The 15,153-nt window shown below is 68.6% G+C and carries 15 protein-coding genes and 1 pseudogene; 12 read left to right on the forward strand and 4 right to left on the reverse strand.

The features are described from left to right. Nucleotides 1-229: 229 nt before the first annotated feature. On the forward strand, nt 230-535 hold the full coding sequence (locus tag G3N62_RS00955; RefSeq protein WP_034191966.1) for a hypothetical protein: 306 nt from the start codon (nt 230-232) through the stop codon (nt 533-535). An 88-nt stretch (nt 536-623) separates the two neighbouring features. Here the strand turns inward: G3N62_RS00955 and wrbA are convergent, their stop codons facing one another. Together wrbA and G3N62_RS00965 are read right to left on the reverse strand one after the other, a co-directional pair. Continuing rightward, complete coding sequence (gene wrbA / locus G3N62_RS00960) at nt 624-1,226, reverse strand: NAD(P)H:quinone oxidoreductase (protein ID WP_034191965.1); 603 nt, start codon at nt 1,224-1,226, stop codon at nt 624-626. Between the two features lie 61 nt (nt 1,227-1,287). Then, complete coding sequence (locus G3N62_RS00965) at nt 1,288-2,013, reverse strand: pirin family protein (protein ID WP_034191964.1); 726 nt, start codon at nt 2,011-2,013, stop codon at nt 1,288-1,290. Between the two features lie 127 nt (nt 2,014-2,140). On the opposite strand from G3N62_RS00965, the gene G3N62_RS00970 reads away from it, so the two are divergent. The 3 genes and pseudogenes from G3N62_RS00970 to G3N62_RS35785 form a co-directional block, all read left to right on the forward strand. Then, nucleotides 2,141-3,058 (forward strand): LysR family transcriptional regulator, encoded by a 918-nt coding sequence (locus G3N62_RS00970; protein WP_124670070.1) that lies wholly within the window; start codon nt 2,141-2,143, stop codon nt 3,056-3,058. Nucleotides 3,059-3,152: 94 nt separating this feature from the next. After that, on the forward strand, nt 3,153-4,274 hold the full coding sequence (locus tag G3N62_RS00975; RefSeq protein WP_206141127.1) for a Fic family protein: 1,122 nt from the start codon (nt 3,153-3,155) through the stop codon (nt 4,272-4,274). 25 nt (nt 4,275-4,299) lie between these two features. After that, nucleotides 4,300-4,505, forward strand: a pseudogene (locus G3N62_RS35785) (sodium:solute symporter family protein); the annotation flags it as partial. On the opposite strand, the gene G3N62_RS00980 reads toward G3N62_RS35785, so the two are convergent. Then, nucleotides 4,425-4,970 carry a hypothetical protein gene (locus G3N62_RS00980; protein WP_185733084.1) on the reverse strand — a complete coding sequence of 182 codons (546 nt, stop codon included), beginning with the start codon at nt 4,968-4,970 and terminating at the stop codon, nt 4,425-4,427. The pseudogene G3N62_RS35785 and the gene G3N62_RS00980 overlap by 81 nt on opposite strands. Here G3N62_RS00980 and G3N62_RS00985 point away from each other — a divergent pair. Next, entirely contained in the window at nt 4,903-5,973 is a 1,071-nt protein-coding gene (locus G3N62_RS00985) for a lysozyme inhibitor LprI family protein (RefSeq protein WP_124670069.1), read from the forward strand. The two genes, G3N62_RS00980 and G3N62_RS00985, sit on opposite strands and share 68 nt — an antisense overlap. A gap of 25 nt (nt 5,974-5,998) precedes the next feature. Here the strand turns inward: G3N62_RS00985 and G3N62_RS00990 are convergent, their stop codons facing one another. Continuing rightward, nucleotides 5,999-7,084, reverse strand: a complete 1,086-nt coding sequence (locus G3N62_RS00990) for a LacI family DNA-binding transcriptional regulator (protein ID WP_124670068.1) — start codon at nt 7,082-7,084, stop codon at nt 5,999-6,001. 241 nt (nt 7,085-7,325) lie between these two features. Between G3N62_RS00990 and rbsK the strand changes: the two genes are divergently transcribed. The 7 genes from rbsK to G3N62_RS01025 all read left to right on the forward strand — a co-directional run bounded on the left by rbsK (nt 7,326) and on the right by G3N62_RS01025 (nt 15,060). After that, nucleotides 7,326-8,252, forward strand: a complete 927-nt coding sequence (rbsK, locus tag G3N62_RS00995) for a ribokinase (RefSeq protein WP_124670067.1) — start codon at nt 7,326-7,328, stop codon at nt 8,250-8,252. Between the two features lie 60 nt (nt 8,253-8,312). Further along, complete coding sequence (locus G3N62_RS01000) at nt 8,313-9,632, forward strand: MFS transporter (RefSeq protein WP_049036753.1); 1,320 nt, start codon at nt 8,313-8,315, stop codon at nt 9,630-9,632. 43 nt (nt 9,633-9,675) lie between these two features. Beyond that, nucleotides 9,676-10,620, forward strand: a complete 945-nt coding sequence (locus tag G3N62_RS01005) for a dihydrodipicolinate synthase family protein (RefSeq protein ID WP_034191959.1) — start codon at nt 9,676-9,678, stop codon at nt 10,618-10,620. 375 nt (nt 10,621-10,995) lie between these two features. Continuing rightward, entirely contained in the window at nt 10,996-11,409 is a 414-nt protein-coding gene (locus tag G3N62_RS01010) for a DoxX family protein (protein WP_049036750.1), read from the forward strand. A 209-nt stretch (nt 11,410-11,618) separates the two neighbouring features. Then, the gene (locus G3N62_RS01015; protein ID WP_206141128.1) at nt 11,619-12,584 is read left to right on the forward strand and encodes an SDR family oxidoreductase; all 966 of its coding nucleotides are present in this window, start codon (nt 11,619-11,621) and stop codon (nt 12,582-12,584) included. Between the two features lie 265 nt (nt 12,585-12,849). Continuing rightward, complete coding sequence (locus tag G3N62_RS01020; protein ID WP_034191956.1) at nt 12,850-13,422, forward strand: hypothetical protein; 573 nt, start codon at nt 12,850-12,852, stop codon at nt 13,420-13,422. A 288-nt stretch (nt 13,423-13,710) separates the two neighbouring features. Next, nucleotides 13,711-15,060, forward strand: a complete 1,350-nt coding sequence (locus G3N62_RS01025) for a reverse transcriptase family protein (protein WP_049036746.1) — start codon at nt 13,711-13,713, stop codon at nt 15,058-15,060. The last annotated feature ends 93 nt before the right edge of the window (nt 15,061-15,153 follow it).

The following is a 15,153-nucleotide window of genomic DNA, read 5'->3' on the forward strand; positions in this document are numbered from 1 at the left end:
GCGCCGGTCGGCCGCGGGCTATCGGTTTCCCTGACGGCGCGGATGGCAGGCCGAAAGGACGGCCCGTGCCGCTTGCACGTATCGTTGTCGTTATCAGGAGAATTCAGGAACGCACACGGACATTTGCGCGGCGATCGGCTAACGTTGCATCGGCGCCGTTGTCGCAAGCCGTCGCGTGCGCGCCGGTGTCCGATAATCCACAATCAACACTCGACAAGGAGATCCGGCCATGAAGCAGTCTCGCGTGGTTTCGGTGGCAGCAGCAGTAGCGGCGTCGTGCGGTCTGTTGTTGACCGCCGTGCCGGCGGCATACGCGCAGGATCCGGCGTCCGCGCCGACGCAGAAGCAGCTCGACAAGGCGCAGAAGAAGGCGGCGCGCAAGGCGGCCCGTGCGCGGCACGCGTCGGACCTGAAGGCGATCGGCACCGGCAGCGGTTACCGGCTGACCAACGACCAGAGCAACTATCCGCAGAACGCCGTGCAGAAGGCGCCCGCGACGAAGGCGGCGCCGGCCGCGCCGGCTTCGGGCCAGTAACGCCCGCCAGCCCTGCACAGGACGAACGGCGCCGGTCGAACCGGCGCCGTTCGTTCGTGCGCAACGGCAGCGGCGCGAGGCTGCCGCGTTACGACGCGAGCTTGCTGGCGATTTCCGCGACGTGCTTGCCCTGGTAGCGCGCGATGTCGAGTTCGTTCGCGCTCGGCTGGCGGCTGCCGTCCGCGCCCGCGAGCGTCGTCGCGCCATACGGCGTGCCGCCGGTGATTTCGTTCATGTTGACGAGCCCGCTGCACGCATACGGCACGCCCACGATCACCATCCCGTGGTGCAGCAGCGTCGTGTGGAACGACGTGATCGTCGTTTCCTGGCCGCCGTGCTGCGTGCCGGTCGATGCGAACACGCTGCCGATCTTGCCGACGAGCGCGCCCTTCATCCACAGGCCGCCCGTCTGGTCGAGGAACGTGCGCATCTGGCCGGCCATGTTGCCGAAGCGGGTCGGCGTGCCGAAGATGATGGCGTCGTAGTCGGCGAGTTCGTCCACCGTGGCGACCGGCGCGGCCTGGTCGACCTTCACGCCGATCGCGCGGGCCTGGTCGACGGGGATCGTTTCCGGCACGCGCTTGAGCGTGACCTCGACGCCGGGCACCGATTTCGCGCCCTCGGCGATGTGCTGCGCCATCGTTTCGACGTGCCCGTAGGACGAGTAGTAAAGAACCAGAACCTTGGCCATGTTGCGAATCTCCGATTAAAAAGGCCCCGCATTCAGCGGGGCCCGGTTTCCCGAACGGGCGTCATGCCCACTCGGCCGTCACTTCGACCGGACGCAGGTCGAACACCAGCACTTCGGCATCCTGGCCGTCGGCGATCGTCAGCGCCTGTTCGCCGCGGATGCGCGCGCCGTCGCCTTCGCCGAGCGTCACGCCGTTGACCGTCACGCTGCCGCGCGCCACGTGCACGTAAGCAAAGCGGCTCGGGTCAAGTTCCAGCGTCGTGCGCTCATCGCCGTCGAACAGGCCCGCGTAAATCCGCGTGTCCTGCCGGATCTTCAGCGAACCGGCGTCGCCGTTCGGCGACACGACGAGGGCGAGCTTGCCGCGCTTGTCGTCGGCCGCGACATTCGTCTGCTGATAACGCGGCTCGGCACCCTTTTCGGCCGGCCCGACCCAGATCTGCAGGAAGTGGACCGGCGTGTCCGGCGAGTGGTTGAACTCGCTGTGGCGCACGCCCGTGCCCGCGCTCATCAACTGCACGTCGCCCGGCACGATCACCGAACCGGTGCCCATCGAGTCCTTGTGTTCCAGCGCGCCGTCGAGCACGTACGACAGGATTTCCATGTCGCGGTGCGGGTGCGTGCCGAAGCCGCGGCCCGGCGCGACGCGGTCGTCGTTGATCACGAGCAGGTCGGAGAAGCCGACTTGCTTCGGATCGTAGTAATTCGCGAACGAAAACGTATGACGGGAGCTGAGCCAGCCATGCTCCGCACGGCCACGTTGGTTTGCTGCACGGATTTCGATCATGATTTTTTCCTTGAAGTCGCCGGACCTCGGAAGTGGGCCCGGCCGTTCGTTGAGATGAATCTTAGGTCAATCGATTTGACAAATAAATGGCTGTAGAGATAATGACTGTCGCTATGGAGTGGACAATATGGAACTCAACGACCTGAGGATCTTCGTCGCGACCGTCGATGCGGGCAGCTTCACGGCGGCGGCCGACCAGCTGATGCTGTCCAAGCAGTTCGTCAGCCGGCGCACGATGGCGCTGGAGGCGTCGCTCGGCGTGCGGCTCCTGCACCGCAATACGCGCAATCTCGCGGTGACCGAATCGGGGCAGGAGTTTTATGCGCGCGCGCAGCGCATCCTGGCGGAGATCGCCGACGCCGAGCAGGCGATGTCGGTGCGCAGCACCGAGCTGCACGGCTCGCTGAAGATCAGCGCGCCGCTGTCGTTCGGGATCACCCACGTGTCGCCGCTGATCGCCGAATTCCTGTCCGCGCACCCGGCCGTGCGGCTGAACCTCGACCTGACCGACCGGCGCGTCGACCTGATCGGCGAAGGGTTCGACCTCGTGCTGCGGATCGGCTCGCTCGAGGATTCGACGCTGATCGCCCGCCCGCTGGGCGCGTGGCGGATGATCGCGTGCGCGAGCCCCGCGTACCTGAAGCGGCAGGGCACGCCGCGGACACCGGCCGATCTCGCCGGTCACACTTGCCTGCTGTACGGGCGCGAGCGGCGCGTCGGCTGGGAATTTCGCGTCGACGGCGCGTCACGCACGTTCGACGTGCAGGGGCCGCTCGTCGCGAACAACGGCGAAGTGGTGCGCGACGCGGCGATCGCGGGGCTCGGCATCGCGCTGCTGCCGCACTTCATCGTCGGCGCGGCGCTCGACAGCGGCGCGCTCGTGCCGGTGCTCGACGCGTACGTGCCGCCGCCGATCACGCTCAATGCGGTGTTCCCGCAGCATCGGGAAGGGTTCGTCACGCTGCGCACGTTCATCGGATTTCTTGCCGAGCGGCTCGGCGACGCGCCGCCGCCCGGGAAGCGCGACGCGGGCCGGACGCGATAGCAGGCCACCGTGCGGTGAATAGCGCGCATATTCTCCGCAAAATATGCGGAGAATATTGAGCCATGCGGCGAGTCGGTGGGATAATCTCCGCATCATGAGCGGAGATTACACTTTCATCTGGGAATCGGCCGATTGGCCGGCGTGGCGCTTCGACCTTCCGGCACTCGCGACGCCGCTGGCCGACGTCAGCCGCGCGCAAGGCATGCTGGCCGGGCGGCTGGCGGACATCGGCCTCGCGCTGCGCGACGAGGCGAGCCTGGCCGCGTTGACGGAGGACGTCGTCAAGACCAGCGCGATCGAGGGCGAAACCCTGAACGTCGCATCGGTCCGCTCGTCGATCGCGCGCCGGCTCGGGGTCGACATCGGCGCGCTGGCGCCGGTCGACCGCCACGTCGAGGGCGTCGTCGACATGGTGCTGGACGCGACGATCCATGCGGCGGCGCCGGTGACCGAGGCGCGCCTGTTCGGGTGGCATGCGGCGCTGTTCCCGACCGGCTATTCGGGATTGTCGCGAATCACGGTCGGCGGATGGCGCACGGATGCGAGCGGGCCGATGCAGGTGGTGTCCGGCCCGATCGGCCGGCAGCGCGTGCATTTCGAGGCGCCGCCGGCCGCGCGCCTGACGCACGAGATCGCGCGCTTTCTCGCGTGGCTCAATGCCGAACCGGCCGAGCCGTTGCTGATCCAGGCCGGCCTGGCCCATCTGTGGTTCGTCACGCTCCACCCGTTCGACGACGGCAACGGCCGTATCGCGCGTGCGCTCGGCGATCTGGTCCTGGCGCGCGCCGACCGGAGTCCGCAGCGTTTCTACAGCCTGTCGGCGCAGATCCAGCGCGAGCGCAATGCGTACTACGACGTGCTGGAGCGCACGCAGCGCGGTTCGCTCGACGTCACGGAATGGCTCGCGTGGTTCCTGGATACCCTCGGCAGGGCGATCGATCACGCGCACACGACGCTCGACGCGGTGCTGGTGAAGGCGCGCTTCTGGCAGCGCTGTGCGGGCTTCGCGATGAACGCGCGCCAGGTCAAGGTGATGAATCGCCTGCTCGACGGTTTCGAGGGGAAGCTGACGACGACCAAGTGGGCGGCCCTCGCGAAGTGCTCGCAGGACACCGCGCTGCGCGACATCGCGGAACTCGTCGAGCGCGGCGTGCTGCGCCGTTCGTCGTCCGGCGGCCGGAGCACGAGTTACGAGCTGGCGCCGTTCGACGGCTGATACCCGTTCGCGCGCTCGACGGCACGGCATCTACGCGAAAAGGCCGACTTGTGGCGTGTGGTTTCTCGGCTCATCCCGCGGGCCAATCCGATCGGCTATTTCGTCGGACCGAGGATCCGGGAGGCCGGCAAGCGCCACAACGCGAGCACGCTACCCGACCTGTTCAAGGGCCACTGCAGCCGCCGCGCGTTCGAACAGGTCGTTGCGTGCGCATCGATCCTGTTCCTGATTGCCGGCGTTCGCAAGCATCACCGTCGCCGCGCCGGACGTGCTCGACAAGGCTGCGCGCGTGGCTGAAGGCGTCGCCGCGCACGATCCAGCGCGCAAAAGGCATCGTGCGCGTGGCCGATGCGCAGGGGGCAGTCGCCGCGCGAAGCGGCGGGCGCGATGGTGTTCATCGGAATCTTCCATCGCGCGACGCAAGCCGTATTGCGCGACGGCATCGTGCAACGCAGCGTGGCTGCCGGAACGGTTGCAACGACATCGAACGTCGATTGATCGGCGTCGCGCATCCGGGTTACGCTTCGGCGGGCGGCGGCATGCGCCGCATGCCGGGCCGGGCGTTTTTACCTCGAATGTCGCGTGCAGGTAGCTTCTACGGGCGCGCGACCCAGCGACGATCAAGCCGATGACTATCCAGAACCGATCGAATCCGCGCGAACACGCCGCGATTTCCGCATCCAGCGTGCGACGCACGCCTCTGCCATTCGTCGCGGCGGCCGCGCTGCTGACGCTGCTGCCGAGTGCCGCGCAGGCTGCCGGCTTCGACTGCGCGAAGGCCGCCTCGCCGGCCGAAAAGACGATCTGTGCGGATACCGCCCTGTCGAAGCTGGACGGCGACCTGTCGGCCGCGTGGAAGCGGGCGCTCGCAAAAGGCGGCGATACGGCCGCGCTGAAGGCCGCGCAATTGAAGTGGCTGAAGCAGCGCGACCAGTGCGGCAGCGATGCACCCTGCCTCGGCGACCGCTACCGCGAACGGCTCGCGAGCCTGAACGGCACGCCGCTCGCCGCCGACCGCTGGCAGCAGACGTGGTACCTGACGAGCGACAACCCGTCGTTCGGTGGTGTGCTGACGTTCACCGGCACGGCGCCGCGCCTGCATTTCGAACTGAGCGGCAACAACGGCGCGAATGACGGCGGCCTCGACGGCGACATCGTGCTGCACGGCGATAGCGGCACCTATCGCCGGGACGCATGCCGGCTCGATTTCGACCGCAAGGGCGGGCGCATCCGCGTCACGCAGCAGGGCACGGATTTCGATTGCGGTGCCGGCGCGGGTGTCGTCTACGCGGGCGACTACGTGACGGCGTCGCAGTTCCAGGCCAAACCGCCGGCCGACCTGCTGACCCTCAAGGTCGTGACCGACGCGACGCAGAATGCGGCCGCGCACAAACTGCTCGGCGGCGATTATCAGACGCTCGTCGACATGGTCAACTACAGCGCCGACGAGAAGGATCTCGACGGGCTCGATGCGCGTGTGAAATCCTACTGGGTGCGCGGCATCGCGACGACCAACGCGGCGATCGTGATGCGCCGCGGCGCCGATCTGTGGATCGGGCTGCTCGTGTTCGATGCGAAGAACACCGTCCGGATGCGCTACTACACGAACGTGCCGGCGTGGAAGAAAACCGTGCCGAAGACGATCAAGGCCTGGCACGACAATCTCGACAAGACGCTGCCGATCGACGTGATGCCGTGAGCGGGCGCCGCCGCGCGGCACGTTTTCACTTGCGGCGCGCCGCGCGCACGGGCGCCGGCGGCGCGACCGATTCCCGCGTGCGCAACTCGGGCAGCACGGCCCGGCCGGGCCCCGTGGCGCCGTTCTCGAGCGCGTCGAGCAGTGCATGCGCGGCCTGGCGCCCGATTGCGTCGGTATCGACCCACATCGTCGTCAGCGGCGGCTGGATCTCGCGCGCGAGCGCGATGTCGTCGAACCCGGTGATCGACAGTTGCGCGGGCACGTCGATGCCGAGCGCCTGCGCCTCGAGCAGTGCACCGAGCGCGAGTGCGTCGTTGCCGCAGATCACGGCGGTCGGCCGCGTCGCCGCGTCGCTGCCGGCGATCGCGCGCAGGCTCGCGCGCCCGAACGCGATCGTGGCCGCGCCTTCATGCTGATGCACGGGGCGCACGGCGAGGCCGTGCGCGGCCAGCGTGTCGTGAATGCCGCGCAGGCGCGCCTGTACGCGGTCGTTGTCCGCCGACGGCTGCATGATGATCGCGAAATCGCGGTGACCGAGGTCGAGCAGGTGGGTGGTGAGCCGCGCGAACGCCGCGCGGTTGTCGAAGCCGATGCAGCAGTGCGGACTGTCGTCGCGATACGCGTAGGTGACCACGTAGGGCACGCGATGCATCGCGAGGAGTTCGAACAGTTCCGGCGGATACGCTTCGCCGACCAGCGACACGGCTTCCACGCCGCGCGACAGCATCGCGCGCACCTGCGCCAGCGCCTGCGCGGGATCGTAGTTCGAGCAGCCGAGGAACAGCGTGATGCCGTGTTCGGCCATGACCGCCTGCATGCCCGCGACCTGCGACGCGAACACCTGGTCGTCGAGCGTCGGAATGATCGCGCCGGTGATGTGGGTACGCGTGGACGCGAGCGCGCGGCCGGCCGCATTCGGAATCCAGTTCAGCGTGCGCGCCGCGTCGCGCACGCGCTGCTGCACGTCGGCCGACACCTTGCCGGGATCGTTGTACACGCGCGAGACGGTCGCGGTCGACACGCCGGCCAGCTTCGCGACGTCGCCGAGCACCGAGCGGCCGCTGCCGCGGCGCGTGCGCGGCGCGCCGCCGCGGGACGGGGGCGTGCTCATCGGCCGTCTCCCGGCGGGCGGTGCCTGCCTGCGGCATGCGTTGCCAGTCGCGTCATTGTTTACCCTCGATTCATGGTGGTCCCGCTTGCATCCTCATCCGATCCTGTGAGAATGTAAGCGCTATCTTATTGCTGCTTCGTATTATGTCAGACATGGATTTCACCCGCATCGCGAAATTTTCAGAGACGACGGCCTGTTCGGCCATTATGTCGATCTCAAATGTAAGCGGTTACATTCGAGCATGAACGACATCGCCTCGTCGCGTATCGCTGTCGTCGGCAGCGTCAACATCGACCTCGTCACACGCACGCCGCGCCTGCCGGTGCCGGGCGAAACGTTGCTCGGCACGGCATTCCAGACCGTTCACGGCGGCAAGGGGGCGAACCAGGCGGTCGCGGCCGCGCGCCTGGGCGCATCGGTCGTGATGATCGGCTGCGTCGGCGACGACGCGTTCGGCGCGCGCCTGCATGGCGCGCTCGCGGCGGAGCGCATCGACGTGACGCACCTGCATCGGATCGGCGGGGCGGCGACCGGTGTGGCGGCGATCACCGTCGACGACGGCGGTGCGAACAGCATCGTCGTCGTGCCCGGTGCGAATGCGTGTCTCGATGCCGGCCGGATCGACGCGGCGCGCGACGCGATCGCGGAGGCGGCACTCCTCGTGTGTCAGCTCGAAGTGCCGGTTGCCGCCGTCGCGTGCGCGATTGCCTGTGCCACTGAGCACCACACACCGGTGCTGCTCAATCCGGCGCCCGCGCAGCCGCTGTCCGACGCGTTGCTGGCACGGGTCGACTATCTCGTCGTCAACGAAACCGAGGCCGAGTCGCTGACCGGCATCGCCGTCGGCGACGACGCGTCGGCCGTGCGCGCGGCCGATGCGTTGTGCGCGAAGGGCGTCGGCAACGTGCTGGTCACGCTCGGCGCGCGCGGCGTCTGCTGGCGCGGCAGCGCGGGGAACGGCCGGCATCGGGCGATGACGGTGGTGGCCGTCGATACGACCGCGGCCGGCGACACGTTCGTCGGCGGGTTCGCGGCCGCCCGCGCCGGCGGCGCATCGATGGACGATGCGATCGGCTTCGGCCAGCGCGCGGCGGCCATCAGCGTCACGCGCCACGGCGCGCAAACCTCGATCCCGACGCGTGACGAAGTCATGCGCGGGGATACCTGAATTCCGCATACGACGGAACGGCCATCACCGGCCGACACCAGTGACATGGAGACAACCGACATGAACGAAAACCAACCTGTTCCGCCCGCACCGCCACGCATCCGGCGCGGACAACGCATCGCGCTCGCGCTGTTGATGGCGAGCGGGATCGTCAACTACCTCGATCGCGGCACGCTGGCCGTCGCGAGTTCGGCGATCCGCGGCGATCTCGGCCTGTCGCTCGCGCAGATGGGGCTGTTGCTGTCCGCGTTCTCGTGGAGCTATGCGCTGTGCCAGTTTCCGGTGGGCGGCCTCGTCGACCGGATCGGCCCGCGCCGGCTGCTCGGCATCGGGCTGATCGTCTGGTCGTTCGCGCAGGCGGCGGGCGGCATCGTGTCGACCTTCGGCTGGTTCATCGTCGCGCGCATCGTGCTCGGTATCGGCGAGGCGCCGCAGTTTCCGTCGGCCGCGCGCGTGGTGAGCAACTGGTTTCCGCTGCGTGCGCGCGGCACGCCGACCGGCATTTTCAACGCCGCGTCGCCGCTCGGCACCGCGCTGGCGCCGTTGCTGCTGTCGATTCTCGTGGCATCGTTCAACTGGCGCTGGGCGTTCATCGTGACCGGTGCGCTCGGTCTCGTCGTCGCGGTCGTCTGGTTCGCGCTGTATCGCGATCCGGTGCGTGCGCAACTGTCCGCCGCCGAGCGAAGCTATCTCGATGCCGACGCGCAAAGCGTGGCCGCGGCGCCGAAACTGACCTTCGCCGATTGGCGCAGCCTGTTCTCGCACGGCACGACCTGGGGGATGCTGATCGGCTTTTTCGGATCCGTGTACCTGAACTGGGTCTACCTGACCTGGCTGCCGGGCTACCTGACGATGGAGCGGCACATGAGCCTGATCCGCACCGGCTTCGCCGCGTCGGTGCCGTTTCTGTGCGGGTTCGTCGGTTCGCTGGTCGCCGGCTGGCTGTCGGACCTGGTCACGCGCCGCAGCCGTTCGCCGGTCGTGAGCCGACGCAACGCGGTGGTGGTCGCGATGCTCGGGATGGTCGCGTTCACGATCCCGGCCGCGCTCGTGCAGAGCAATACGGTTGCGCTCGCATGCATATCGGTCGTGATCTTTCTCGCGAACGCCGCGTCGGCCAGCTCGTGGGCGCTCGCGACGGCGGCCGCGCCGCCGAGCCGCATCGCGTCGCTCGGCGCGATCCAGAATTTCGGCGGTTTCATCGGCGGCGCGCTTGCGCCGATCCTGACGGGCATCATTGCGCAGAAGTGGTCGTTCGTGCCGGCGCTGCTGACGGCCGCGGCGATTGCGTTCGCCGGTGCGATGGCGTACCTGCTGCTGGTGCGCAAGCCGATTCCCGAGCAGGCCGCGAACGCCGCGCCCGGACCGTTGCCGGCATGACCCGCGGCCTGCCCCCCGCATTCACTGAAGCAAGGAGAAACAGATGCAACACCCGCAGCAATCGAACGTGACCATCGAGGGGATCGTGCCGGTGATGCTGACGCCGTTCGACGACGCCGGCGCGATCGACTACGCCGGGCTCGAACGGCTCATCGAATGGTATCTGGCACACGGCTCGGATGCGTTGTTCGCGGTCGCGCAATCGAGCGAGATGCAGTTCCTGAGCCTGGCCGAACGCGCGGAACTCGCGCGTTTCGTGGTCGATCGGGTGGCCGGGCGCGTGCCCGTCGTCGCGTCCGGGCACATCAGCGAGGATCTCGATGCGCAGGTCGCCGAATTGTGCGCGGCGGCCGAATCGGGCGCGCAGGGCGTCGTGCTCGTGACCAACCGCCTCGATCCGCAGCGCAAGGGCAGCGCCGCGTTGCTCGATCATCTGCACCGGCTGCTCGCGCGACTGCCGTCGGATCTTCCGCTCGGCCTGTATGAATGTCCGGCGCCTTACCGGCGGCTCCTCTCGGATGACGAACTGCGTGCGTGCATCGACACGGGCCGGTTCGTGATGCTCAAGGACGTGAGCTGCGATCTCGAGACGGTGAAGCGGCGTGTCGGGATCGCCGCGGGATCGCCGCTGAAGATCCTGAACGCCAACGCCGCGATTGCGTGGGACGCGATGAAGGCCGGGTCCGCCGGCTTCAATGGCGTGTTCACCAATTTCCACCCGGACCTCTACCGGTGGTTGCGCACGCAAGGCGACACGAATCCGGCGCTGGCCGACGAACTGTCGACGTTCCTGGTCGTGTCGGCGGTGTCGGAGGCGCTCGGCTACCCGGCACTCGCGAAGCTCTACCATCAGCGGATCGGCACGTTCGGGTCGATCAAGTGCCGTGCGATCGACTACGACGTGCGCGAGCGATTCTGGGCGCTCGACGCGGTGCTCGACAAGATCGTCGCGGGAACCGAGCATTTCCGCCGGCGGATCGCGGCGTAGGCGCCCGGGGTGGCGGGTCGGGCGATGCATTCGGGCCGCATGTGCGGCCCGGCGTCACCGCTTGCCGTGCCGTTTTGCACGCGCCTTGATGCTTAACAAGCCCTTGTTTGACTCAATTGTCCACTAAATCGAGACAGCGAATCATATTTCGACGGATTGATGATTTGCAGCGAGACAGTAGACTGCACCCGTGCTTCGCCAGAACCGGTTCGCAGCGCGCCGCGAACGGCGCGACCGGACGGATTCTTCGGCAACCGGCCACGGTATCGGCCGGCGATCCGGTCGGGCGAGGCGTGGTCCGTCGCCGGTCACGCGCGCCGCTTCGGCGTGCATCGGCGGCGGCCGCATCAAACCGTCAATTCAAGGGTGATTGTTATGCGTTACGTTTCGCTGGAGTCGAAGAAGGACGAGCTGCTGCTGGCGGCTCGCGTGTTGATGATGATCCTGTTCGTGCTGTTCGGCTGGCAGAAGCTGACCGGCTTCTCGGGCACGGTCGCGTACATGGCGTCGACGGGGAACCCGGCGCCCGAACTGGCGGCCGCGGTCGCGGTGGCGGTCGAACTGGCCGGCGGCGTGCTGATCGCGATCGGCTTCTACACGCGTCCGCTCGCGCTGGTGTTCGCCGCCTATACGCTCGCGACCGCGCTGATCGGCCATCGCTACTGGGCGCTGCAGGGGATGGAGCAGTACATGGCGATGATCAACTTCTACAAGAACGTGAGCATCATCGGCGGGTTGCTGTTGCTCGCGCTGACCGGGCCGGGGCGGTACTCGGTGGACCGGAAGTAACGCAGGGCGAAGTTTTGCCCGGTCTCATGGGCCCGGTGCACCGAGGTGCGCCGGGCCTTGTTTGTTGCGGACTTTTGCGGCCCCCGTTCGCGGCCGCAGGCATTGCACGGAACCGCGGGCCGGCAGCGCAGGCATCCGAATTTTCGAGAATGGCATCCGGGTACTCGTTGTAACCTCATGCTTCCAAACCTCGAAGCCATCCGTTCCCGATGCCAAGCACGACGTCACCGACCGAACTCCCCACCATCCTCCTCATCGGCGCCTCCGGCCTGCTCGGCCGAGCCGTCGCCGCCTCCCTCGCCCGCGAACCGTCGCTGAACCTGATCGCGACCCGCCGTAACCCGCACACCGCTGGCGCAAGACTGCTCGCGCTGCCGCCGGAAAACCTCGAGCTGCTCGACGTCCTCGACCAGCCGGCCCTCGAGCAGGCGTTCGCGACCCACCGGCCGGCCGCCGTCATCCTCTGCGCGGCCGAACGCCGGCCCGATATCTGCGAACGCGACCCGGCCGCCGCCCGCGCGATCAACGTCGACGCGCCGGCCCGCGTCGGCGCGCTGGCTGCCCGATACGGCGCGTGGACGCTCGGCATTTCCACGGACTACGTGTTCGACGGCAAGGCCGCCCCGTATCGTGAAGACGCGGCGCCAAACCCGCTGAACATCTACGGCCGCACCAAGCTCGAAGGCGAGGCGGCGCTGCTCGCCGCGTCGTCGCTGTCCTGCGTGCTGCGCCTGCCATTGCTCTATGGTCCGATCGCCGACTGGAGCGAATCGGCGGTCACGAGCCTCGTCCCGGCGACCGCGGCATCGGCGCGCACGGGCGCACACGCGGTCGGCATGGACGCGTGGGCGATCCGCTACCCGACCTACACGCCGGACGTGGCGGACGTGATCCGCGACCTCACGCTGCGTCACCTGTCGGGCCGGACCGTCACGGGCATCCGTCACTGGTCCGGCGACGAGCCGATGACGAAATACGAGATCGCGCAACGGATCGCCGCCGCGCTCGGCGTCGCCGCGTCGCTCACGCCGATCGAGCAGCCGACCGACGCGACGCCGCGCCCATACGATTGCCATCTGGACGCGTCGAGCCTGCGCGCGCTTGGCATCGACCACGCGACGCCGTTCGACGTGGCCTTGCGCACGGTCCTGCGCGGCGCGCCGCCGATTCCGTAAGGCCGTCGACGATGTGCTGCGGCGGGCCGTGCCACCGGCGCGGAAAGCCCGGGACGAAGCGGGTTTTCGTTCGACGGGGCGCGTGATCCGCACCCACCGGCAGAGGGCGGCATGCGCTGTCGTGCCGTCATCGAAAGGCGATACACTGCGCGGGTTCCCGACCCAGTCGGGAGCGTCGGGGCACCGGGCAAACCGGCAGCGATGGCGCGGATCGCGCCACATTCCCTGACTCATTCGAACAAATCGAGAGAGAAAGAGAGGGCCCATGCTGACACGTCTTCGTAACGGACTCGACCGCGCGCGCGACTTGCGCGGATCCGGACCCGCTTCAACCCTTGCGCACCGGCCGACGGCGTGCGAACTGGTCGACCTGAGCGCGAAACGCGCGATCTGGCGCGTTCCCGTGCCCGGTCAGGCCGACTGCTATCTGGCGGCCGAGCCGGCCGGGGTGGAGCGTTTCGTCGTCCATCTCGACGCCGACGCGTTCTATCGCCGCTGGCTCGAAACGAGCCCCGCATTCCCGAAACAGGATTCGCAGGACTGCGTACCGCGCCGGGCCATGCCGCTCGACGGCAAGTTCGCAATGGCCGCCGCCGGGTTCAGGGGCGGCCGAGAGGCGCCGGTGGCGCTGCCGCCGGTCGGCTACTGGCCTGCGGGAAGCGGGTACGAAGTCGCGATGAGCGACGGCATGACGCGGACCTTCTGGCTGCTCGCCAATCACGTGCGGTCGTTTCCGGTGAGCGTGGCCGACGCGACCTGGGCGACGATGCTGAACGGCATGGCCGGTATCGGCGTGGCGCCGATCGCATACAGCGCGCTGTTCGCGCGGGGCGTGTAAGCGCGGCAACGGGGTGAGGCACGCGGGCCGGCGACGTGCTCGGCCCGCCGCCTATCGCGCGTCGTCCCCCTGATTTGACACCCGGCGCGTGCGCCCATTACAGTCGCGACGCGGGCCGGTGGGTCAAGCACACACCCGGAACAGGCAGTCGACGTTCCAGGACCACGGGGCTACCCCGTGGATCGGATCGACACACCGATGCGTCGCAAGGGGCCCGGTTGCGCGCGGCGCAACGCCTCCCCTCGCAGCACCAGCCACGTTGACTCATCGTCCCGCCCATTCCCGGCCATGCATTCATCCCTGCGCGACACGACCCGCACGATTGCCGAGGCGATGCTCGCCGGTTCGCCCGAACGCGACGGCGTCGTCGCGCGGATGGCGGCCGTGCTCGGCGGCGCGCCGGTCTGGGCAGATGAAGTCGCGGATGCATCGCTCGCGCGCTTCGGCGCGCATTGGGCCGACACCGCCATCGATGCACTTGCGGCCGTCGTGGCCGAGGCGCCCGGATTCGTGCGCGCGTGGTATGGCGACCCTCGGCCGGCCGTGATCCGCGTCGTGCGGCGGCCGCCGGTCCAGCGGCCGTTGCCGGCGCCGCTCGCCGGCTGCGAAGTGCCGCCATGGGCGACGCCCGGCGATCTCGCCGACTGGCTCGGCGTGAGCGTGCCGGCGCTCGACTGGCTGTCCGACCACTGGCGCGTCGACGCGCGCAGCGGCGCCACGCCGCTGCATCACTACACGTACGTCGCGGTCGACAAGCGCAGCGGCGGGTGCCGGTTGGTCGAGATCCCGAAGGGAAGGCTGCGCGAGGCACAGCGCCGCATCCTGCACGGGTTGCTCGATCGCATTGCGCCGCACGGCGCGGTGCACGGTTTTCGCAAGGGGCACGGGATCGTGTCGTTCGCGGCGCCGCATGCCGGCCGCGATGTCGTCGTCCGCTTCGATCTCGCGGATTTCTTCGTCTCGGTACGCGCCGCACGCGTCCATGCGCTGTTCGCCACGCTCGGGTATCCGGTCGAAGTCGCGCGCACGCTCACCGGGTTGTGCACGAATCGCGTGCCCTCCGCGCGGCTGCTCGCGCCCGACCTGCGCGACCGGTTCGACTGGATTGGCCGCCAGCGCTATCGCGAACGGCATCTGCCGCAGGGCGCGCCGACGTCGCCGGCGCTCGCGAACCTGAGCGCGTTCCGGTTCGACATGCGGCTCGCCGCGCTCGCGCGTTCGCTCGACGCGACCTACACGCGCTATGCGGACGATCTCGCGTTCTCGGGCGGCGGCGCGCTTGCGCGCGACATCGAGCGGCTGCAAATCAGGGTTGCCGCGATCGCGCTCGAGGAGGGCTTCGCGCTGCAACTGCGCAAGACGCGCGTGATGCGGCGCGGGGCGCGACAGCAACTGGCCGGCGTGGTCGTCAATCGTCATCCGAATCTGGCGCGCGACGAGTTCGATCGGCTGAAGGCCATCCTGACCAACTGCATCCGGCACGGCCCGGCCTCGCAGAATCGGGACGCGCATCCGGATTTCCGCGCGCATCTCGCCGGGCGCGTCGCGCATGCCGCCGCGCTGAATGCGGCACGCGGCGCGAAGCTGCGCGCGCTGTTCGACCGGATCGCCTGGGATGCGCACGACGCCGGGCGGTAAGCCGCTCGCTGCGCATCGATTCCGTTACGCGACTTCTGCAATACGATGTCGCGCACTGCTATCATTCGCGCCATGCCGCACCCGTGCCAGGGG

This window comes from Burkholderia sp. Tr-20355 (assembly GCF_017104685.1).
Lineage (GTDB): Bacteria > Pseudomonadota > Gammaproteobacteria > Burkholderiales > Burkholderiaceae > Burkholderia > Burkholderia seminalis.